At 68.5% G+C, this 16691-nt stretch carries 18 protein-coding genes; 11 read left to right on the top strand and 7 right to left on the bottom strand.

Annotated elements, in window-relative coordinates; genetic code table 11:
• The first annotated feature begins 167 nt into the window (after positions 1-167).
• Complete coding sequence (locus E1H18_RS09810) at positions 168-1061, top strand: DMT family transporter (RefSeq protein ID WP_172266910.1); 894 nt, start codon at positions 168-170, stop codon at positions 1059-1061.
• Here the strand turns inward: E1H18_RS09810 and ccmB are convergent.
• Positions 1058-1723, bottom strand: a complete 666-nt coding sequence (gene ccmB / locus E1H18_RS09805; RefSeq protein ID WP_172266908.1) for a heme exporter protein CcmB — start codon at positions 1721-1723, stop codon at positions 1058-1060. The two genes, E1H18_RS09810 and ccmB, sit on opposite strands and share 4 nt — an antisense overlap.
• A complete protein-coding gene (ccmA, locus tag E1H18_RS09800) occupies positions 1720-2334 on the bottom strand; it encodes a heme ABC exporter ATP-binding protein CcmA (protein WP_172266906.1) in 615 nt (204 codons plus the stop codon). The genes ccmB and ccmA overlap by 4 nt, the downstream gene beginning before the upstream one ends.
• 183 nt (positions 2335-2517) lie before the next feature.
• Here ccmA and acnA point away from each other — a divergent pair, with 183 nt between their 5' ends.
• From acnA to E1H18_RS09785, 3 genes are all read left to right on the top strand, one after another.
• Entirely contained in the window at positions 2518-5205 is a 2688-nt protein-coding gene (gene acnA, locus E1H18_RS09795) for an aconitate hydratase AcnA (protein WP_172266904.1), read from the top strand.
• Between the two features lie 169 nt (positions 5206-5374).
• On the top strand, positions 5375-6112 hold the full coding sequence (locus E1H18_RS09790; RefSeq protein ID WP_172266901.1) for a thioredoxin family protein: 738 nt from the start codon (positions 5375-5377) through the stop codon (positions 6110-6112).
• 571 nt (positions 6113-6683) lie between these two features.
• A complete protein-coding gene (locus E1H18_RS09785) occupies positions 6684-7019 on the top strand; it encodes a DUF2794 domain-containing protein (protein ID WP_172266898.1) in 336 nt (111 codons plus the stop codon).
• A gap of 3 nt (positions 7020-7022) precedes the next feature.
• Here the strand turns inward: E1H18_RS09785 and E1H18_RS09780 are convergent, their stop codons facing one another.
• On the bottom strand, positions 7023-7364 hold the full coding sequence (locus E1H18_RS09780; RefSeq protein WP_172266895.1) for a hypothetical protein: 342 nt from the start codon (positions 7362-7364) through the stop codon (positions 7023-7025).
• A gap of 134 nt (positions 7365-7498) precedes the next feature.
• Complete coding sequence (locus E1H18_RS09775; RefSeq protein WP_172266892.1) at positions 7499-8251, bottom strand: Bax inhibitor-1/YccA family protein; 753 nt, start codon at positions 8249-8251, stop codon at positions 7499-7501.
• Positions 8252-8471: 220 nt separating this feature from the next.
• Here E1H18_RS09775 and E1H18_RS09770 point away from each other — a divergent pair, with 220 nt between their 5' ends.
• Together E1H18_RS09770 and thpR are read left to right on the top strand one after the other, a co-directional pair.
• The gene (locus E1H18_RS09770) at positions 8472-9539 is read left to right on the top strand and encodes an aldo/keto reductase (protein WP_172266889.1); all 1068 of its coding nucleotides are present in this window, start codon (positions 8472-8474) and stop codon (positions 9537-9539) included.
• A 1-nt stretch (position 9540) separates the two neighbouring features.
• Positions 9541-10080 (top strand): RNA 2',3'-cyclic phosphodiesterase, encoded by a 540-nt coding sequence (gene thpR, locus E1H18_RS09765; RefSeq protein WP_172266886.1) that lies wholly within the window; start codon positions 9541-9543, stop codon positions 10078-10080.
• Here thpR and ubiM read toward each other — a convergent pair.
• Together ubiM and E1H18_RS09755 are read right to left on the bottom strand one after the other, a co-directional pair.
• Positions 10077-11237 (bottom strand): 5-demethoxyubiquinol-8 5-hydroxylase UbiM, encoded by a 1161-nt coding sequence (ubiM, locus tag E1H18_RS09760; RefSeq protein ID WP_172266883.1) that lies wholly within the window; start codon positions 11235-11237, stop codon positions 10077-10079. The genes thpR and ubiM overlap by 4 nt on opposite strands.
• A 64-nt stretch (positions 11238-11301) precedes the next feature.
• Positions 11302-11685, bottom strand: a complete 384-nt coding sequence (locus tag E1H18_RS09755; RefSeq protein ID WP_172266880.1) for a DUF2237 family protein — start codon at positions 11683-11685, stop codon at positions 11302-11304.
• Between the two features lie 73 nt (positions 11686-11758).
• Between E1H18_RS09755 and E1H18_RS09750 the strand changes: the two genes are divergently transcribed.
• Together E1H18_RS09750 and E1H18_RS09745 are read left to right on the top strand one after the other, a co-directional pair.
• The gene (locus E1H18_RS09750) at positions 11759-12646 is read left to right on the top strand and encodes a CoA ester lyase (protein ID WP_172266876.1); all 888 of its coding nucleotides are present in this window, start codon (positions 11759-11761) and stop codon (positions 12644-12646) included.
• 22 nt (positions 12647-12668) lie between these two features.
• Positions 12669-13613: a hypothetical protein gene (locus E1H18_RS09745; RefSeq protein ID WP_172266873.1), complete on the top strand. Its 945-nt coding sequence runs from the start codon at positions 12669-12671 to the stop codon at positions 13611-13613.
• A gap of 103 nt (positions 13614-13716) precedes the next feature.
• Here E1H18_RS09745 and secB read toward each other — a convergent pair whose 3' ends face one another.
• Positions 13717-14205 carry a protein-export chaperone SecB gene (gene secB / locus E1H18_RS09740; protein WP_172266870.1) on the bottom strand — a complete coding sequence of 163 codons (489 nt, stop codon included), beginning with the start codon at positions 14203-14205 and terminating at the stop codon, positions 13717-13719.
• Between the two features lie 159 nt (positions 14206-14364).
• Here secB and timA point away from each other — a divergent pair, with 159 nt between their 5' ends.
• From timA to E1H18_RS09725, 3 genes are read left to right on the top strand one after another with little or no spacing between them, the layout of a single operon-like run.
• The gene (gene timA, locus E1H18_RS09735) at positions 14365-14961 is read left to right on the top strand and encodes a TIM44-related membrane protein TimA (RefSeq protein ID WP_172266867.1); all 597 of its coding nucleotides are present in this window, start codon (positions 14365-14367) and stop codon (positions 14959-14961) included.
• A complete protein-coding gene (locus tag E1H18_RS09730; protein ID WP_172266864.1) occupies positions 14961-16118 on the top strand; it encodes an MltA domain-containing protein in 1158 nt (385 codons plus the stop codon). Before timA ends, E1H18_RS09730 begins: the two co-directional genes overlap by 1 nt.
• A gap of 1 nt (position 16119) precedes the next feature.
• On the top strand, positions 16120-16686 hold the full coding sequence (locus tag E1H18_RS09725) for a Smr/MutS family protein (RefSeq protein WP_172266861.1): 567 nt from the start codon (positions 16120-16122) through the stop codon (positions 16684-16686).
• The last annotated feature ends 5 nt before the right edge of the window (positions 16687-16691 follow it).

Genomic DNA, 16691 nt, shown 5'->3' with positions numbered 1-16691 from the left:
TATGGCGCGAAAATGTCCGAAAACATGAACAATGTTCCATGTTTGACGGGCTGTGAAACAGGCGGGTTCTCGCGCCTCCCGACTGGCGCTACACGCAGCTGACAGTTTCGGGACTCGCCTTGCCTAGAGGACATTCCCGGTCCCCCTTCGCCGGCCCGGAGCCCCTCATGAAGTCGATCGCCTTTGTCGCCCTGGCCCTGGCCGGTCTCTTCTGGGGCATGGGCTTTCCGACCGGCAAGCTGATCTTGGGCGAGACCAGCGCCGCGCACATGGTGCTGCTGCGCTTCCTGGTCGCCGCCGCGGTCGCCGCGCCGTTCGCCCTGCGCCGGGCCGAAACCCGCGCTCTGTTCCGCTCGCCGATCGTGCTGCTGGCTGGCGTGCTCTACGGCGTGGCGTTCCTGGTGCAGTTCGAGGGCCTGGCGCATGTCAGCGTCACGGTGGCCGCCCTGCTGGTCGGGGCCATGCCGGCCCTGATCGCGGTCAGCGCGCGGATCCTGGGCGAGAAGGTCACCCCGGCCTCGTGGGCAGGCGTCGCGGCCGCCACCCTGGGCGCGGCCCTGATCGCCGGCAAGCCGGACGGCGCCAGTTCGACCCTGGGGATCGTGCTGTCGATCGGCGCGCTGTTCATCTTCCTGGCCTGGCTCCTGGTGCTGCGCCGCGTGCCCAAGGCCCCGAACGCCATGGCCATACCGGCGGTGACCATCATCGTGGCTGCCGCGACCATTCTGCCGATCGCCTTCGTCATGCACGGCCCGCCGACCCTGGCGCTCAGCGCGCCGGCCTGGATCGCGGTGTTGGCCCAGGGCGTGCTGGCGACCCTGCTGGCCACGGCCGCCTGGCAATACGGCGCCTCGCGGGTCGGGGCCGCCAGCGCGGGGGTGTTCATCAATATCGAGCCGCTGATCGGCGCGGCCTGCGGGGTGCTGTTGTTCGGCGACCACCTGACCGCCGCCCTGCTGACCGGCGGGGCGCTGATCATCGGCGGATCGCTGGCGGTGGTGCTGGGCGAGAAATCGGCGCAGCCGGGCGACCTTCAGGCCACCGTGGCGCCGACTCCCTAGTCGAGCGCGTTCCGGCAGGCCGCGCCCATGGCCAGCGGGGTCAGGGCGACCGCGCCGGCGCAGTAGGCCAGCATCAGCATCAGGCCGCCGGTCCAGGACAGGCCGGACATGTAGCCGTCCAGCGCTCCGGCTCCGAAGATCACCGGCGGGGCGAACAGCGGCAGCACGATCACCGCCACCAGCAGGCCGCCACGCTTGCTGCCCAAGGCCAGGGCCGCGCCCATGCCGCCCAGGAACGCGAAGGCCAGACCCCCGACCAGGCTGCACAAGACGAGCAGCGGCATGACTTTCAGCTCTGCGCCCAGCATCAGGGCCGCGACCGGGGCGGCCAGGGCCAGGGGCGCGCCGGTGGCCAGCCATTGAGCCAGGCACTTGGCGATGGCGACGGCCTCCAGCGGGGCGGGGCCCAGGGCCAGCAGCTCCAGCGTCCCGTCCTCGTAGTCGCGCTCGAACAGCCGCTCGAGCGAGAGCAGGGCGGCCAGGGCCAGGGCCAGCCAGGCAATGCCCGGCGCGATGGCGGCCAGGCGCTCCGGCGCGCGGCCCGACGCCATCGGCAGCAGCACGACGACGCAGGCATAGAAGGTTAGAGCCAAGAGCGGCCCGCCGCCGCGGCCCCAGGCCAGGGCCAGCTCGCGACGCAGAAGAACGCCGAACGCCTTCATGCCCCAATCTCCACGAGACGCGCGGGGATTGGCAGCGGATCGTGCACCGAGGCCAGGATCATGCCGCCGCCGGCCAGATGCTCGGCCATGACGACGCCGAACGCCTCGCGCTGGGTGGCGTCCAGAGGCGCCATCGGCTCGTCCAGCAGCCACAGCGACCGAGGACTGGCCGCGAGGCGCGCCAGGGCCAGGCGCCGGCGCTGACCGGCCGACAGGCGGCGGACCTCCAGGTCCAGCAGGCGGATCAGGTCGAAGCGCTTGGCCGCGGCGCGGGCGCTGTCCTCGGTCCCGCCGGTCCACAGGGCCTGGAAGCGCAGCTCCTCCCAGGCGGTGCGACTGGCTTTCAGGCCGTCGTGATGCCCCAGAAGGTGCAACTGTTCGGCTCGGGCTACGTCGGCCTCGACTGGTCCGCTGGAGTCTTCAAACGTTACCGTACCCGCCATGGGTCGCAGGAGGCCGGCGACCGCGCGCAGCAGGCTGGTCTTCCCCGCGCCGTTTCGGCCCACCAGAGCGGCCGCTTCGCCGGCGTTCAGAGTCAGATTCAGGCCTGAAAACAGCGTCCGCTCGCCGCGCGAAATCGCCAGATCCTTAATGAGAACAACTCTCAACATTGCAAGTCCCCGCGCGCGACATGGACGTTGAAGACCTGTGGCGCTAAGAAGCGCGCGGTCGTCCCCCTCCAGTCGGTTTGGGTGGTACGCGGCGCGGAGGCGGAACCTGTGTGTCCCTTCCGATCAGCGCGTGATCCCGGGAGAGGTTTTCGGGCGGCCGTGGACAGAGAAGGATCCTTGAGAATGGCGTCTGTTGACAGCCTGAAAGCCCGTCGCGAGCTTACCGTCGGCGGCAAGAATTACGTCTATTACAGCCTTCGCGCCGCTGAGGAAGCCGGTCTGACCGGAACTTCGTCGCTGCCGGTGTCGATGAAGGTGCTGCTGGAAAACCTGCTGCGCAACGAAGACGGCGTTTCGGTCGCTGAAGACGACCTGAAGGCCGTGGCCGCCTGGCTGCAGAACAAGGGCGCCGTCGAGCACGAAATCAGCTTCCGCCCCGCGCGCGTGCTGATGCAGGACTTCACCGGCGTTCCCGCCGTCGTCGACCTGGCCGCCATGCGCGACGCCATGGTCGCCCTGGGCGCCAACCCCGCCAAGATCAACCCGCTGAACCCCGTCGACCTGGTCATCGACCACTCGGTGATGGTCGACAACTTCGGTAACCCGAAGGCTTATGACGACAACGTCAAGCGCGAGTACGAGCGCAACATCGAGCGCTACCGCTTCCTGCGCTGGGGCTCGTCGGCCTTCAACAACTTCCGCGTCGTGCCGCCCGGCACTGGCATCTGCCACCAGGTGAACCTGGAATATCTGGCCCAGACCGTCTGGACCAACGAAGTCGACGGCGCCGAAGTCGCCTATCCCGACACCGTCGTCGGCACCGACAGCCACACGACCATGGTCAACGGCCTGGCCGTCCTGGGCTGGGGCGTCGGCGGCATCGAGGCTGAAGCGGCCATGCTGGGCCAGCCGATCCCGATGCTGATCCCGGAAGTCATCGGCTTCAAGCTGACCGGCGCCATGCCGGAAGGCGCGACGGCCACCGACCTGGTGCTGACCGTCACCCAGATGCTGCGCAAGAAGGGCGTGGTCGGCAAGTTCGTCGAATTCTACGGCGACGCCCTGGCCAACCTGACCCTGGAAGACCAGGCGACGATCGCCAACATGGCCCCGGAATACGGCGCCACCTGCGGCTTCTTCCCGATCTCGGCCGCCACCGTGGCCTTCCTGAAGGGCACCGGTCGCACGCCGGAACGCGTCGCCCTGGTCGAGGCCTACGCCAAGGAACAGGGCATGTGGTGGGAGCCGGGCGTGCCCGAGCCGACCTTCACCGACAGCCTGGAACTGGACCTGTCGACGGTGCTGCCGTCGCTGGCCGGTCCGAAGCGTCCGCAAGACCGCGTCCTGCTGTCGGAAGCCTCGTACAAGTTCGCCGAGTCGCTGGGCGGTGAGTTCGGCAAGTCCGAGAACCCCGACCTGCGCGCCCCGGTGGAGGGTGAAAACTTCGACGTCGGTCACGGCGACGTGGTCATCGCGGCCATCACCTCGTGCACCAACACCTCGAACCCGAGCGTCCTGATCGCCGCCGGCCTGCTGGCCAAGAACGCGGTGGCCAAGGGCCTGAAGGCCAAGCCGTGGGTGAAGACCTCGCTGGCGCCTGGCTCGCAAGTCGTCACCGACTACCTGGCCAAGGCCGGCCTGACCAAGCACCTCGACGCTCTGGGCTTCAACCTGGTCGGCTACGGCTGCACCACCTGCATCGGCAACTCGGGCCCGCTGCCGGAAGCCATCAGCAAGACCATCAACGACAACGACCTGGTCGCTTGCTCGGTGCTGTCGGGCAACCGCAACTTCGAAGGCCGCGTGAACCCGGACGTGCGCGCCAACTACCTGGCCTCGCCGCCGCTGGTGGTGGCCTACGCCCTGGCCGGTACGATGAAGATCGACCTGGCCACCCAGCCGATCGGCCAGGACAAGAAGGGCAACGACGTCTTCCTGAAGGACATCTGGCCTTCGAACGAAGACATCGCGACCCTGCAGCGCAAGGCCATCAACGAGAAGATGTTCGCCACCCGTTACGGCGACGTCTTCAAGGGCGACAAGAACTGGCAGGGCATCAAGACCACGGGCGGCCAGACCTACGCCTGGGAAGGTGACTCGACCTACGTCCAGAACCCGCCGTACTTCCCCAACATGTCGATGACCCCCGCTCCGGTCACCGACATCGTGGAAGCCCGCATCCTGGCCGTCTTCGGCGACTCGATCACCACCGACCACATCAGCCCGGCCGGTTCGATCAAGACCTCCAGCCCGGCCGGTCAGTACCTGATCGATCAAGGCGTGCAGCCGGTGGACTTCAACGGCTACGGCGCCCGCCGCGGCAACCACCAGGTGATGATGCGCGGCACGTTCGCCAACATCCGCATCCGCAACAAGATCACGCCGGACATCGAAGGCGGCGTGACCAAGCACTTCCCGACCGGCGAAGTGATGCCGATCTACGACGCCGCCATGAAGTACCAGGAAGAAGGCCGCCCGGCGGTCGTCTTCGGCGGCAAGGAATACGGCACCGGCTCGTCGCGTGACTGGGCCGCCAAGGGCACCAAGCTCCTGGGCGTCCGGGCGGTGATCTGCGAAAGCTTCGAGCGCATCCACCGCTCGAACCTGGTCGGCATGGGCGTTCTGCCGCTGCAGTTCGTGCAGGACGGCTGGCAGAAGCTGGAGCTGACCGGCGAGGAGATCGTCTCGATCCGCGGCCTCACCGACCTGGCCCCGCGCAAGCAGCTGATCGTCGAGCTCTATCGCCCGACCGACGGCCGCATCGCCCGCTTCCCGGTCCGCTGCCGCATCGACACCCCGACCGAGCTTGAATACTTCAAGAACGGCGGCGTGCTGAACTACGTGCTGCGCAACCTGGCCAAGGGCGAATAGCCCAAGGCTTGGATGACTGAACAAAGGCGGCCGGCTCCCTCGCGGGGCCGGCCGCTTTCGTTTCGGAAGTATCTGACAACGATGTCTCCACCGTTTCTCCCCATCCGCCGCCCCGCTTCACGGCCTCGTGAACGGCACGTGTCGGCGTTCTTGGCTTAAGTGACCCGCAATGCGTAAGGCCGCCCTTTCCCTGCTTTGCCTGGCCGTGTCCGGCGTGATGGTTTCCGCCGCAGCGGCGGCCCCGAAGGCGCGCGCCAAGCCGCCGGTGGTGGTCGAGCTGTTCACCGCTCAGGGCTGCTCGTCCTGTGGCAAGGCTAACCAGATCGCCGCCGATCTCTCCAAGCGCGACGGCGTCCTGGCCCTGACCTATGCGGTCGACTACTGGGACTATCTCGGCTGGAAGGACACCTTCGCCAAGCCGGCCTTCGCCGAGCGCCAGCGGACCTACGCCAAGAAGTTCGCCCTGCGCGACGTGCCGACCCCGCAGATGGTGGTCGGCGGCCGCGTCCAGGCCTCTGGCGCCAAGGCCGGGACGGTCGAGGACCTGGTCAAGACGACGGCCAACGCCCCGTCCAATCCGCCGGACATGGAATTCGTCGGCAATGCGCGCGTCGCCGTCGGCTCGGGTCCCGCGCCGCGTGGCGGCGGCGAGGTGTGGATGGTCCGCTACGATCCGCGCGAGCAGGACATCGCCGTCAAGCGCGGTGACAACAAGGGCCAGACCCTGGTCCACCGCAACGTGGTGCGCGAGCTGGTCAAGCTTGGCCCGTGGGCCGGCCGACCCAAGCTCTATCGCCTGCCGACCGCGATCGGGACCGATTCCGACCTTGTGACGGTGATCCTGGTGCAGGGCGCCAAGGGGGGGCGCATCCTGGGCGTCCTGGAAACCGTTACCCCAGAGCGCTGAGCCTCGGAGCCCCGCCCAGAACAGCACGCAGAGAAAAACCCGTGTGGCAGGAGGGGAGCGCCACACGGGTTTCCTTTTGCGTGCCGGCGAAGACCGTAGTGACCGGGTGGGCTGGGGGGGCTGGACAGGACCCCGGTCCGGACTTCATCGACGTTCTCTTTATCGAGCCCCAAACGGGCGAGGGCTGGACCAAACCAAGGTCGTTTCAGGGCGGGGCGTGGCCGATATGCGGCGGCTGTCCTACCACGGACCGCACAGCAAAAAGCCCGCGCGGTGGGGGGAAATCCGCGCGGGCCTCTTGGGGGAGGGGATATAGAGTTTGTCGGCTGACCGGCCCGCAATCTGGGGGGCTGGGGGGGCTGTTCAGGATCCTGGACCGCAGGGTCTCCGATCAGCCGACGATGTTGTTATCGACCCGCAACCGGGCGGCCGAAGGACCGAAATAAGGTCATATCGAGGCGTACCGTGGCCGGCTCGTGTCATTTGCAACCGGGCGTGTCCGGCGGGCCACGACCTGGTTTCCCTGCGGCCCATCTATGGCAATCGTCCGATTTAGGATTAGATTCCGCGCATGGCCCTGGACACTACCCAGCCCGCGCCGGTCGGCGGCGTCGTCTTTTTCGAGCGGCGTGAGCTCGACCAGCTGATGCGCCTCTATGGGCGCCGGGTCGCCGCCGGCGAGTGGCGCGACTACGGCATTGCGGGCCTTTCCGACCGAGCGGTCTTCTCGATCTTCCGACACGCAGCCGAGGCCCCGCTCTATCGCGTCGAGAAGCATCCAGCCCTGGCCCGCAAGCAGGGCGCCTGGGCGGTGTTTGGCCAGGGCGGCCAGATCCTCAAGCGTGGCCACGAACTGGCCCAGGTGCTGAAGGTCTTCGAGAAGGGCAAGTTCTCGGTCGTGGACTGAGGGCTAGAACGAGAAGGCCAGCTTCGCGCCGACGAAGCGCCCGTCGCTGTCATAGCCCCGCGCCGCGCCGATCGTGCTGCTGTCGGCATTGGGCTTGAGACCGCAGAGCACGCCTGCCGAACCGGTTACCCCGCCTTCCGAGCGCTCCACCGAGGTCTTGGCGATCCCGCGTGGCAGGATGATCGGCGCCTGCGCATAGGCGACCGCGAACGACATCGGCGACGTTGAGGGGACCGGCGACAAGGCCAGGCGCTTGGCGGTCTGGGGATGGGCGGTAAGGGTCTCTGCCTGACTGGCGCTTGCGGCCATGATCATCGGCAGGGCGAACGCGAGCGTGCGGATCATCGTCGTCTCCATCATGCCCCGACCGCAATGTGGTCCCGGCGGCGAACCGCGTCGAGGGTGCGCAAGGCCGCAGGCCAAGAAAAAGCCCCGGCGGTTTCCCGCCGGGGCTTCGTCGTTCTGGACCGTTTCAGGCCTTAGCGGCGGCTGCCCATGATGCTGAGCAGGAATTGGAACAGGTTGATGAAGTTGAGATAGAGGCTCAGTGCGCCGTAGTTGGTGGCCACGGCCATCGACTGCTGGTCGCCGCCCATCTCGTAGTACGACGTCTTCAGGCGCTGGGTGTCGTAGGCGATCAGGCCCGCGAAGATCAGAACGCCCAGGATGCTGATGATGAAGCCCAGACCCGGCAGTTGCAGGAACATCTGGAACAGCGACGCGACCACCAAGCCGATCAGGCCCATGATCAGGAAGCTGCCGAAGCCCGTCAGATCCTTCTTGGTCGTGTAGCCGAACAGGCTCAGGCCGCCGAAGGCGATGGCGGTGACCAGGAAGGTCGCAGCGACCGAAGCGCCGGTATAGGCCAGCAGCCAGACGCCCAGGCCCGCGCCGATCGTGGCGACCAGCGCCCAGTAGAAGATGCCGGACGAGCGGGCCGTCGGGTTCTTCATGGCGAACATCGCGACCAGCATCATCGCCAGCGGGGCGAAGCGGATGATCGTGCCCGCCAGGGTGAAGCCGGCCAGACGGCCGTCCGGGGTCAGCACGTACAGCATGCTGGCGACCGGCTGGTAGGCGCTGGTCAGGAAGGCCAGGCCTGCCGACAGCAGAAGACCCAGCGCCACCTTGTTGTAGACGCCGAGCATGAAACTACGCAGGCCGGCGTCAACCGACATGTCGGCGCGATCCGCCGGGATCGAGCGCGCGTAGCCGCGGTTGAAGTCGTTCATCGAATTAAAGCCCTTGAGCTAAAGCGCCCACGACGGACGCGTGACGAATATCGGGTGTGAAGGGCGGTCGCGCAATCCCCTCACGCAGGTGTTCATGGTACGCACTTTGGACTTCTTCCGGTCTTTGACGCACAACGGCCAACGGCTTGCTGCGGCGCCGATCGAACTCTTACAAAGTGTTTCTGGCAAAGTGTGACTGATTTCCAGGGAGGGAAAGCCGATGGACTACGCCAAGCTTGGCCGCACGGACGTGTCGGTGTCCCGCTGCTGCCTGGGCACCATGACCTGGGGCTCGCAGAACTCGGAAGACCAGGCCCACGAGCAGATGGACTACGCGTTGGGGCGCGGGGTCAATTTCTGGGACACGGCCGAGATGTACGCCAGCCCGCCCAGCCCCGAGACCCAGGGGCGGACGGAAGAGTATATCGGCTCGTGGTTCGAGAAGACCGGCAAACGCCATGAGGTCGTGCTGGCCTCGAAGGTCGCCGGTCAGGGCGCGGCGTTCGGCGGCCTTTCCTGGATGCGCAAGGACGGCGCGGTGACCCGCCAGACCAAGGCCCAGATCGACGAGGCCGTCGAGGGTTCGCTGCGCCGGCTGAAGACCGACTATCTGGATCTCTATCAGCTGCACTGGCCCGATCGCCGGGTGCGGGTGTTCGGTGGGCAGAGCTTCAAGGACTACGACCAGGACTTCGAGAGCTTCGGCGACATCCTCGAGGCGCTGGACGCCCATGTGAAGAAGGGGACGATCCGCCACGTCGGGGTCTCCAACGAGTTTCCCTGGGGCGTGATGAAGTTCCTGGCCGAGAGCGAGGGCCCAAGAAACGGGGGAGGGGGCCTGCCCCGCATCGCCTCGATCCAGAACGCCTACCACTTGGCCAACCGCACCTATGAGTACGGACTGGCCGAGATCGCCATGCGCGAGCAGGTGGGCCTCCTGGCCTATTCGCCCCTGGCCCAGGGCCAACTGACCGGCAAGTACCTGAACGGCGCCCTGCCGGCCGGTTCGCGCAAGGCGCTCTACAACCGCATGCAGCGCTATGAAGGCCCCGGCTCGCAGGAAGCCTTCCAGGCCTATGTGAACCTGGCCCAGGCCCACGGGATCGACCCGGCGCAACTGGCTCTGAAGTTCTGCGATGCGCGTCCGTTCGTCACCGCCACGATCATCGGCGCGACGTCGATGGCGCAGCTGAAGACCAATATCGACGCCTTCGACCTGGTCTGGACCGATGACCTGGAAGACGCCGTCAACGCCATCCACGCTCGCCAGCCCAATCCCTGCCCCTGACATGATCCGTCTGTTCACCGCCATCGCCATCCCGCCGGAGATCGGCCAGGGCCTGCTCTCGCGCCTGCATGGGATCGAGGGCGCGCGCTGGCGGCCGCTGGAGGCGTTTCACATCACGCTGCGGTTCATCGGCGACGTGCAGGAGCCGGTCGCGGCCGAGCTGGACGAGACGCTGGCGGAGATTTCCGCGCCGGCGTTCGACCTGGAACTGGCAGGCGCCGGCCACTTCGGCGAGGGCGCCGACATCCACGCCGTCTGGGCGGGGGTCGAGGGTAGCGCGCCGCTGCGCCGGCTGCAGAAGGCCAATGAAGGCGCCGCCCGCGCGGCCGAGCTCAAGCCCGAGGGCCGGCTCTACACGCCGCACGTCACCCTGGCCTATCTGAAGCGCGCTGCGGTTCCTGAGGTCGGGGCCTGGATCCAGGCCAACAACCTGCTGCGCTCGCCGGCCTTCACCGTCGATCGCTTCGGCCTCTACTCCAGCTGGCAGACCAGTGAAGGTTCGTCCTACCGGCTGGAGCGGGAATACCCGCTGGAGCCCTAGGCTGCCGTGAGCGCCCGCGACACCAGCCTGCGGGCCGGATAGGCATGCCGGCCCAGCTGCAGCAGGGCGTGGCGCGCCAGCTTGGCCGGCGTGGTCTCGGTCGCATAGAGTCGGGCGATGGCGTTGGTGGCGGTGTAGAGCGGCAAGGCGGCGCGGCGGTGCTCGCTCTCATAGGCCGACAGGACGTTGAGGGCGGCGATGTCGCGGCTGGCGCGCAGGCGTCGCGCGAGACCGGCGGCGCTCAGCAGGCCCAGGTTGAAGCCGTGGGCGGTGACGGGATGCATGCCGACGGCTGCGTCGCCGATCAAGGCGAAGCCCGGTCCGGCGAAGTGGTGCGACCAGGTGGTGACCAACGGATAGGCATGGCGGGTGCTGACCAGCTTCAAGGCGCCCAGGCGGCCCTTGTGGCGGCGGGTCATCTCGGCCTCGAAGGCGGCCTCGTCCATCGCCATCAGTCTGTCGATCTCGGGCGCGGCCAGGGTGACGACGATCGACGAGCAGCCCGGCCCAAGCGGCAGCACTGCCAGGGTCTGGCCATGATCGAACCACTCGGTGGCGACGTGCCCATGGTCGGTGTCGTGGGTCATGCGGCAGACGAGCATCGAGCGGCCCAGGCGGTTCATGTCGGCCCCGACGCCTAGCTGGTCGCGGAAGGTTGAAAAGCGCGAGTCGGCCACCACCAGAAGCCGCGCCTCGACGGCGTCATCGCCGCCCAGGTCCACACGGAAGCCGATGTCGGTGCGCTGCGCCGAGGCTCCGGCCACGTCGGTCAGCAGGGTCACGTCGTCGGCGCCGTCGACCCGCTGGAACAGCGCCCGGCGAATATGGTGGTTGGCGACCAGAGCGCCCAACGCGCCGGCTGCGCCGCCTTCGGGCTCGAAGGTCAGGGTCAGGGGCGAGGCGCCGTTCAGCACCTTGGCGGCGCGCAGCGGCCAGACATCGTCGGCAGGGAGGAGGTCCCAGGCGCCCACGGCCTTCAGGGTGGCGATCGAGCGCTGGGTCAGGGCGATCTCGCGGCCGTCGAAGGCTGGGTCGGCCAAGGCGGCGCGCGGAAGACGCTCGATCAGCGTGATCTTCAGCCCCGAACCCTGCATCGCGGCGGTGAAGGCCAGGCCGGCCGGGCCGGCGCCGATGACGGCGATGTCCTGCGGGTTCATCGAAAGCTCCCTCGATACGCAGGGGACATGTAGCGCCGCTCGGCCTCGGCGCGATTGATCAAGCTCAGGTCGCGGCGTGGTCCTTCAGGACGCCCAGCGGCGCGATGGCCAGCATCTCCTCGTGGGTGGACTCCAGCACCACCTGCGGCGCCATGCCCGCCTCCAGGGCCTCGGTCCAGCGACCGGCGCACAGGCACCAGCGGTCGCCGGGCTTCAGGCCGGGGAAGGCGTAGTCAGGGCGCGGCGTCGACAGGTCGTTGCCGCGGGCCTTGGAGAAGGCCAGGAAATCTTCGGTCATCACCGCGCAGACGGTGTGCAGGCCCAGATCGTGCGGCCCGGTCTCGCAGCAGCCGTTGCGATAGAAGCCGGTGACCGGATCCAGCGAACAGGGCGCCAGTTCGCCGCCCAAGACATTCCGGGCGCTCTTGTCGTACCGCGTGGTGCTCATGGGCCGATCCTAGACCCGCCGTTTGCCGACAGGGAAGGCTTTTGCGGCGCCGCGGCGCTGCTAAGGTGGGGCCATGACCGACGCCTTCACGCATCGCCCTCGCCGCAGCGCCCTCTACATGCCGGCCTCGAACGCCAAGGCTGTCGAGAAGGCTCGCACCCTGCCGGCCGACGTCATCATCCTGGACCTAGAGGACGCTGTCTCCCCAGAGATGAAGCCCGCGGCGCGCGAGGCGGCCGTGGCGGCGGTCAAGGCCGGCGGCTTCGGCGCGCGCGAGGTGGTGATCCGGGTCAACGGCATCGACACCCCCTGGGGCCTGGAAGACCTGGCCGCCGCGTCCGAGGCCGGGCCCGACGCGGTGCTGGTCCCCAAGGTCAACGACGCCGCCGACGTGCGCCTCTACGATCAGCACCTGAAGTCGGCCCCGCCGGCCACGCGGCTGTGGACCATGATCGAGACCGCCAAGGCCGCCTTCCACCTGTGGGAGATCGCCGGAGCCCATCACGGCACGCGGCTGTCGACCTGGGTGATGGGCGTCAACGACTTCGCCAAGGAGATGCGGGCGCGTCAGACCCCCGACCGCGCTCCGTTCCTGCCGCTGCTGACCCTGTCCGTCGCCGCCGCCCGCGCGCACGGCCTGACCATCCTCGACGGCGTGCACAACGACATCGAGGATCTGGCCGCGCTGGAGGCCGTCTGCGTTCAGGGCGTCGACTTCGGCTTCGACGGCAAGACCCTGATCCACCCCAAGCATCTGGAAATCAGCAACCGGGTGTTCTCGCCATCGCCCGAGGACATCGCCTGGAGCCAGGCCGTGATCGCCGCCTTCAACGCGCCCGAAAATGCAGGCAAAGGCGCTCTGCGGGTCGACGGCAAGATGGCCGAGCGCTTGCATCTGTCGCAGGCAGAGCGTCTTGTCGCCGTGGCGGCCGCGATCTCGGCGAGGGATGCGGCGGCCTGAAGGGGGACGCAGTAGGGTTCTGATGCGGGCTATCGTTGTTTCCATCGTTTCGGCCGTTTTGGCCTCCGGTCCTGCTTGGGCCCAGCAGGCCGCCGACGCACCGGTCGTGACGGCTGCGCCGCAGGTCCAGGCGCCGCTCGCCGACGCGGTGCCCCAGGCCTTGGACCCGTTGGCCGACCTGATCGCTCAGCAGAACGGCCTCGACGAAGAGCAAGCCGAGGCCGCCAGCGCGCCCGCACCGCGCCACAGGGCGACCATTCTGCCGATCCCGCCGCCCGAACCGACCGGACCCGCTGTCCCCCAGGGCGGCTACGTCCCGGCCGAAAAGGTCTACGAGATGCGGGTGAAGGGCTCGATCGCCGCAGCCCAGAACCTGCAGGGGCCGCTTGACGGCGGCTGGAAGATCGCCGGCGCGGACGGCGGCCAGCTCTATGCCCTGCAGCTGGTCGACAAGGCCGGCGGCTATGGCGAGCTGGAAGGGGCCTGGCGCGACGTCCGCCGGCCCGGCAGCGTCGGCTCGACCGGCCTGATCGAGGATCTCCGCCGCGAAGGCTCGGACGTTATCGTCCGCTTCAGTCCGCGAGGCGGTCAGTCCAGCATCCTGACCCTGCGGCCGGCCGGCTACGAGCGCTGGGCCGGCGAACTGGCCGAGAACGGCCAGACCCAGACGGTGGTCGCCGAGCAGCTGCGCCCCGAGGCCCCTCCCGGCTACGAGACCGAGCGCCGGGGCCCCTATGTCTGGCCCAGCGCCCAACGCGCCGCCGTCAGTCGTCCGGCGCCCGCCGCCGCGGCGGCTCCCGCCTGCTCGACCAAGGGCAAGACCGGCAAGGCGCTGAAGGCGGCCAAGGCCAAATGCGCGGCCGCCGCCAAGAAGGGCAAGGGCGCGGCGGTGAAGAAGGGCGGCAAGCCCAAGGCCAAGGCGGCGCCGGCCCGCAAGGGCAAGGCGACGGCGAAGAAGCGCCGCTAGTTGCGCGTCCGCCTTGCGGGCGGAGGCGAACGATCGCTGACACGCATAAAAAAGGGGCCCGGCCTTGTGGCCGAGCCCCTCTCAAAACCAGATCCGCCTGGATTTAGGCGTTGCCGATCGGCTGGCCTTCGGCTTGAGCCTTGCGCGCGGCGTAGACGCCGGCGAAGTCGATCGGATCGATCAGGAAGGGCGGGAAGCCGCCTTCCGCCGTGACGTCCGAGACCAGGCGACGGGCGTAGGGGAACAGGAAGCGCGGGCACTCGATCAGCAGCACCGGCTCCAGCTCGGCTTCCGGCACGCCAGCGATGTGGAAGAGGCCGCCATAGACGACTTCGACGTGGAACACCGCCTGGTCGTCGCGCAGGGCGCGGGCCGACAGCTTCAGGTCGACTTCGAACAGACCGTCCGGACGACCGCGGGCGTTCATCTCCACGCCCATGTCGATCTGCGGCTGGGCCGCGCCGGCGCGCAGGCTGTCGGGCGCCAGCGGGTTCTCGAACGAGAAGTCGCGAACGAACTGGGCCAGGATGCGGACGCCGGGTTGTTCAGCGTTTTCGGCCGAGGTCGCCTCGGGGGCGGTGGTGTCGGTCATTAGGATAAAATCCGTAATCGGCGCCTAAAACGCCTAGAGAAGGTGGGCGCTGCTACCATGAGGGTCCGTCTGGCGCAACGCCAGGCGCCTGACGGGAGAACGCGTCTCGCCTATATAGATACGAACCCCTGGGCTTGAAGCCTGTAGCCGGACCCTGAAGTGCTCCAGATCCTGTTCCTTGCCGCGGTCGCCGCCATCGTCCTGTACCAACTCTACGCCACGCTGGGGCGCCGGGTTGGCCGTCAGCCCGAGGATGCGCCCGCAACCGCCGTCTCCGGTCCGACGGGTTCGGCGCCGACCGACAGTCATCCGGTGCTGCGTTCGGAAGGCCTGGCGGCGCTGAAGTCCAAGCAGCCCGATTTCGACCCCAACAAGTTCGTCACCGGCGCCCGCACGGCCTATGAGCAGATCGTTTCGGCCTATGCCGAAGGCGACCGCGAGACCCTGCGTCCGCTGCTGTCGGCCGAGGTGATGGCCAATTTCGAGCAGGCCATGGCCGCCCGTGAGGCCGCCGGCCGCACCGAGAAGGTCGAGTTCCTCACTCCGCCGCGTCTGGACCTAGAAAGCATCGACGTCGAGGGCGACAGCGCCAAGGCGGTGGTCCGCATCCTGGCCGAGGTCCGCACCCGCACCAAGGACGAGCGCGGCGAAGGCGTCGACGACCGCCGCACGGCCGAGCTCTGGACCTTCGAACGCGAGGTCAAGAGCGCCAACCCCAACTGGTTCCTGACCTTCGTGGCCGCCGCCGAGGCGTGATGACCCGCGTCTCGACCGTTCCTTCCGCCGTCGCCCCGCTGGTCCTGGCGGGGTTGCTGCTGAGCGCCTGCGCCAGCGTGACGACGCCGGTTCCGCCGACCACGGGGCCGGTCTCGCCGCCGACGACGACCCCGCCGATCACCCCCACGCCGCCGACGCCGACCTTGTCATTCTCCAGCCTTCCGGGCTGGGCCGAGGAAGACCATCTGGCGGCGCTGAACGCCTTCCGCGCCGGCTGTGGGGTCGCCAAGGATCCGGCGCTGGCCCGCGTCTGCGGCCTGGCCAAGGCCTCGAGCGTCCAGGACGCGGCCGGAGCCCGGGCTTTTCTGGAAACGAACTTCCGTCCGCAGGCGATCGGGGATGAAGGCCTGCTGACGGCCTATTTCGCTCCGCAGTACGACGCGCGGATGTCGCGCAACGCCGAATTCACCGTGCCGGTGCGCGGCCTGCCGTCCGACCTCACGGTCGTGGACATGGGAACCGAGCCGGCGCTGATCAGCCAGAAGACAGACGGTCCCGACGGTCCGACCCTGACGCCCTATCCCGACCGCGCCGCCATCGAGGCCGTGCCGACCGACAAGCCCCTGGCCTGGATGCGGCCAGAAGAGCTGTTCTTCCTGCAGATCCAGGGCTCAGGAATCCTGGTCCTGCCCGACGGCCGCCGGGTGCGCGCGGCCTTCGCCGGCACCAACGGCCGGCCGTTCGTCGGCATCGCCACCCCGATGCGCGACAAGGGCCTGCTGCCCGACAACAACACCTCCGGCGAGTCGATCCGGACCTGGCTGGCGGCGCATCGCGGGCCGGAGGCCGACGCGATCATGCAGCTGAACCCGCGCTACGTGTTCTTCAAGATGGCCGCCGACGACGGCAAGGAAGCGGTCGGCGCCGCGGGCGTTCCGCTGCCGGCCGGTCGGGCCATCGCCGTCGATCTGAGCCGCCACAGCATGGGTGGCCTGTTCTGGCTGGACGCGGCCGCGCCGAAGCTTGCGGGGGCTTTCCCGGCCTATCGCCGCCTGGCCGTGGCGCTGGACACCGGCGGGGCGATCAAGGGCGAGGTGCGCGCCGATCTCTATATGGGCTCGGGCGCAGCCGCGGGGGCCGAGGCCGGCCGCGTGCGCCATACCCTGCGCCTGTACCGTCTCGTTCCGAACCCCTGACGTGGCCAAGAAGCCGCCGCCCTCTCCGGATGACGACCGCCGCCTCTGGAAGCTCGTCGCCTCGACGGTGATCCCGCGCGCGCCGGAAAAGCCCGAAAAGATGCGTAGCAAGGCGCGGATCCGGCCGGTGAAGACGATCTCGGCGCTGCCGATGGAAACGCCCACGCACCTGGCCTCGATTGCGCCGCTGCGGGTCTCGCCCGAGGAGCTGAAGCCCGCCCCGGCCAAGACCCTGAAATATGCGCCCGACCGCATCGAGCCCAATCGCAAGCGCCGCATCGCCAAGGAGCACGACCCGATCGGTGCGCGCCTGGACATGCACGGCCTGGACCAGGACCAGGCCCGGGCGACCTTGGAAGGCTTCATCCGCCGCGCCTACGAGGACGGCCACCGCGCAGTGCTGGTGATCACCGGCAAGGGCAAGGTCGGCCATGGGGTGCTGAAACAGCGCACGCCGGAATGGCTGGCTGGGGCTGCGGTGCGGGAGATGATCGCCGGCGTGTCCACGGCCGACCAGCGGCACGGCGGCGAGGGCGCCCTGTATGTGGCGCTGAAGCGGAAGGGTTGATCGAA

Origin of the sequence: Caulobacter sp. RHG1 (assembly GCF_013181195.1) — a bacterium.
Classification (GTDB): Bacteria; Pseudomonadota; Alphaproteobacteria; order Caulobacterales; family Caulobacteraceae; genus Caulobacter.
This window is presented reverse-complemented; position numbering and strand designations above follow the sequence as displayed.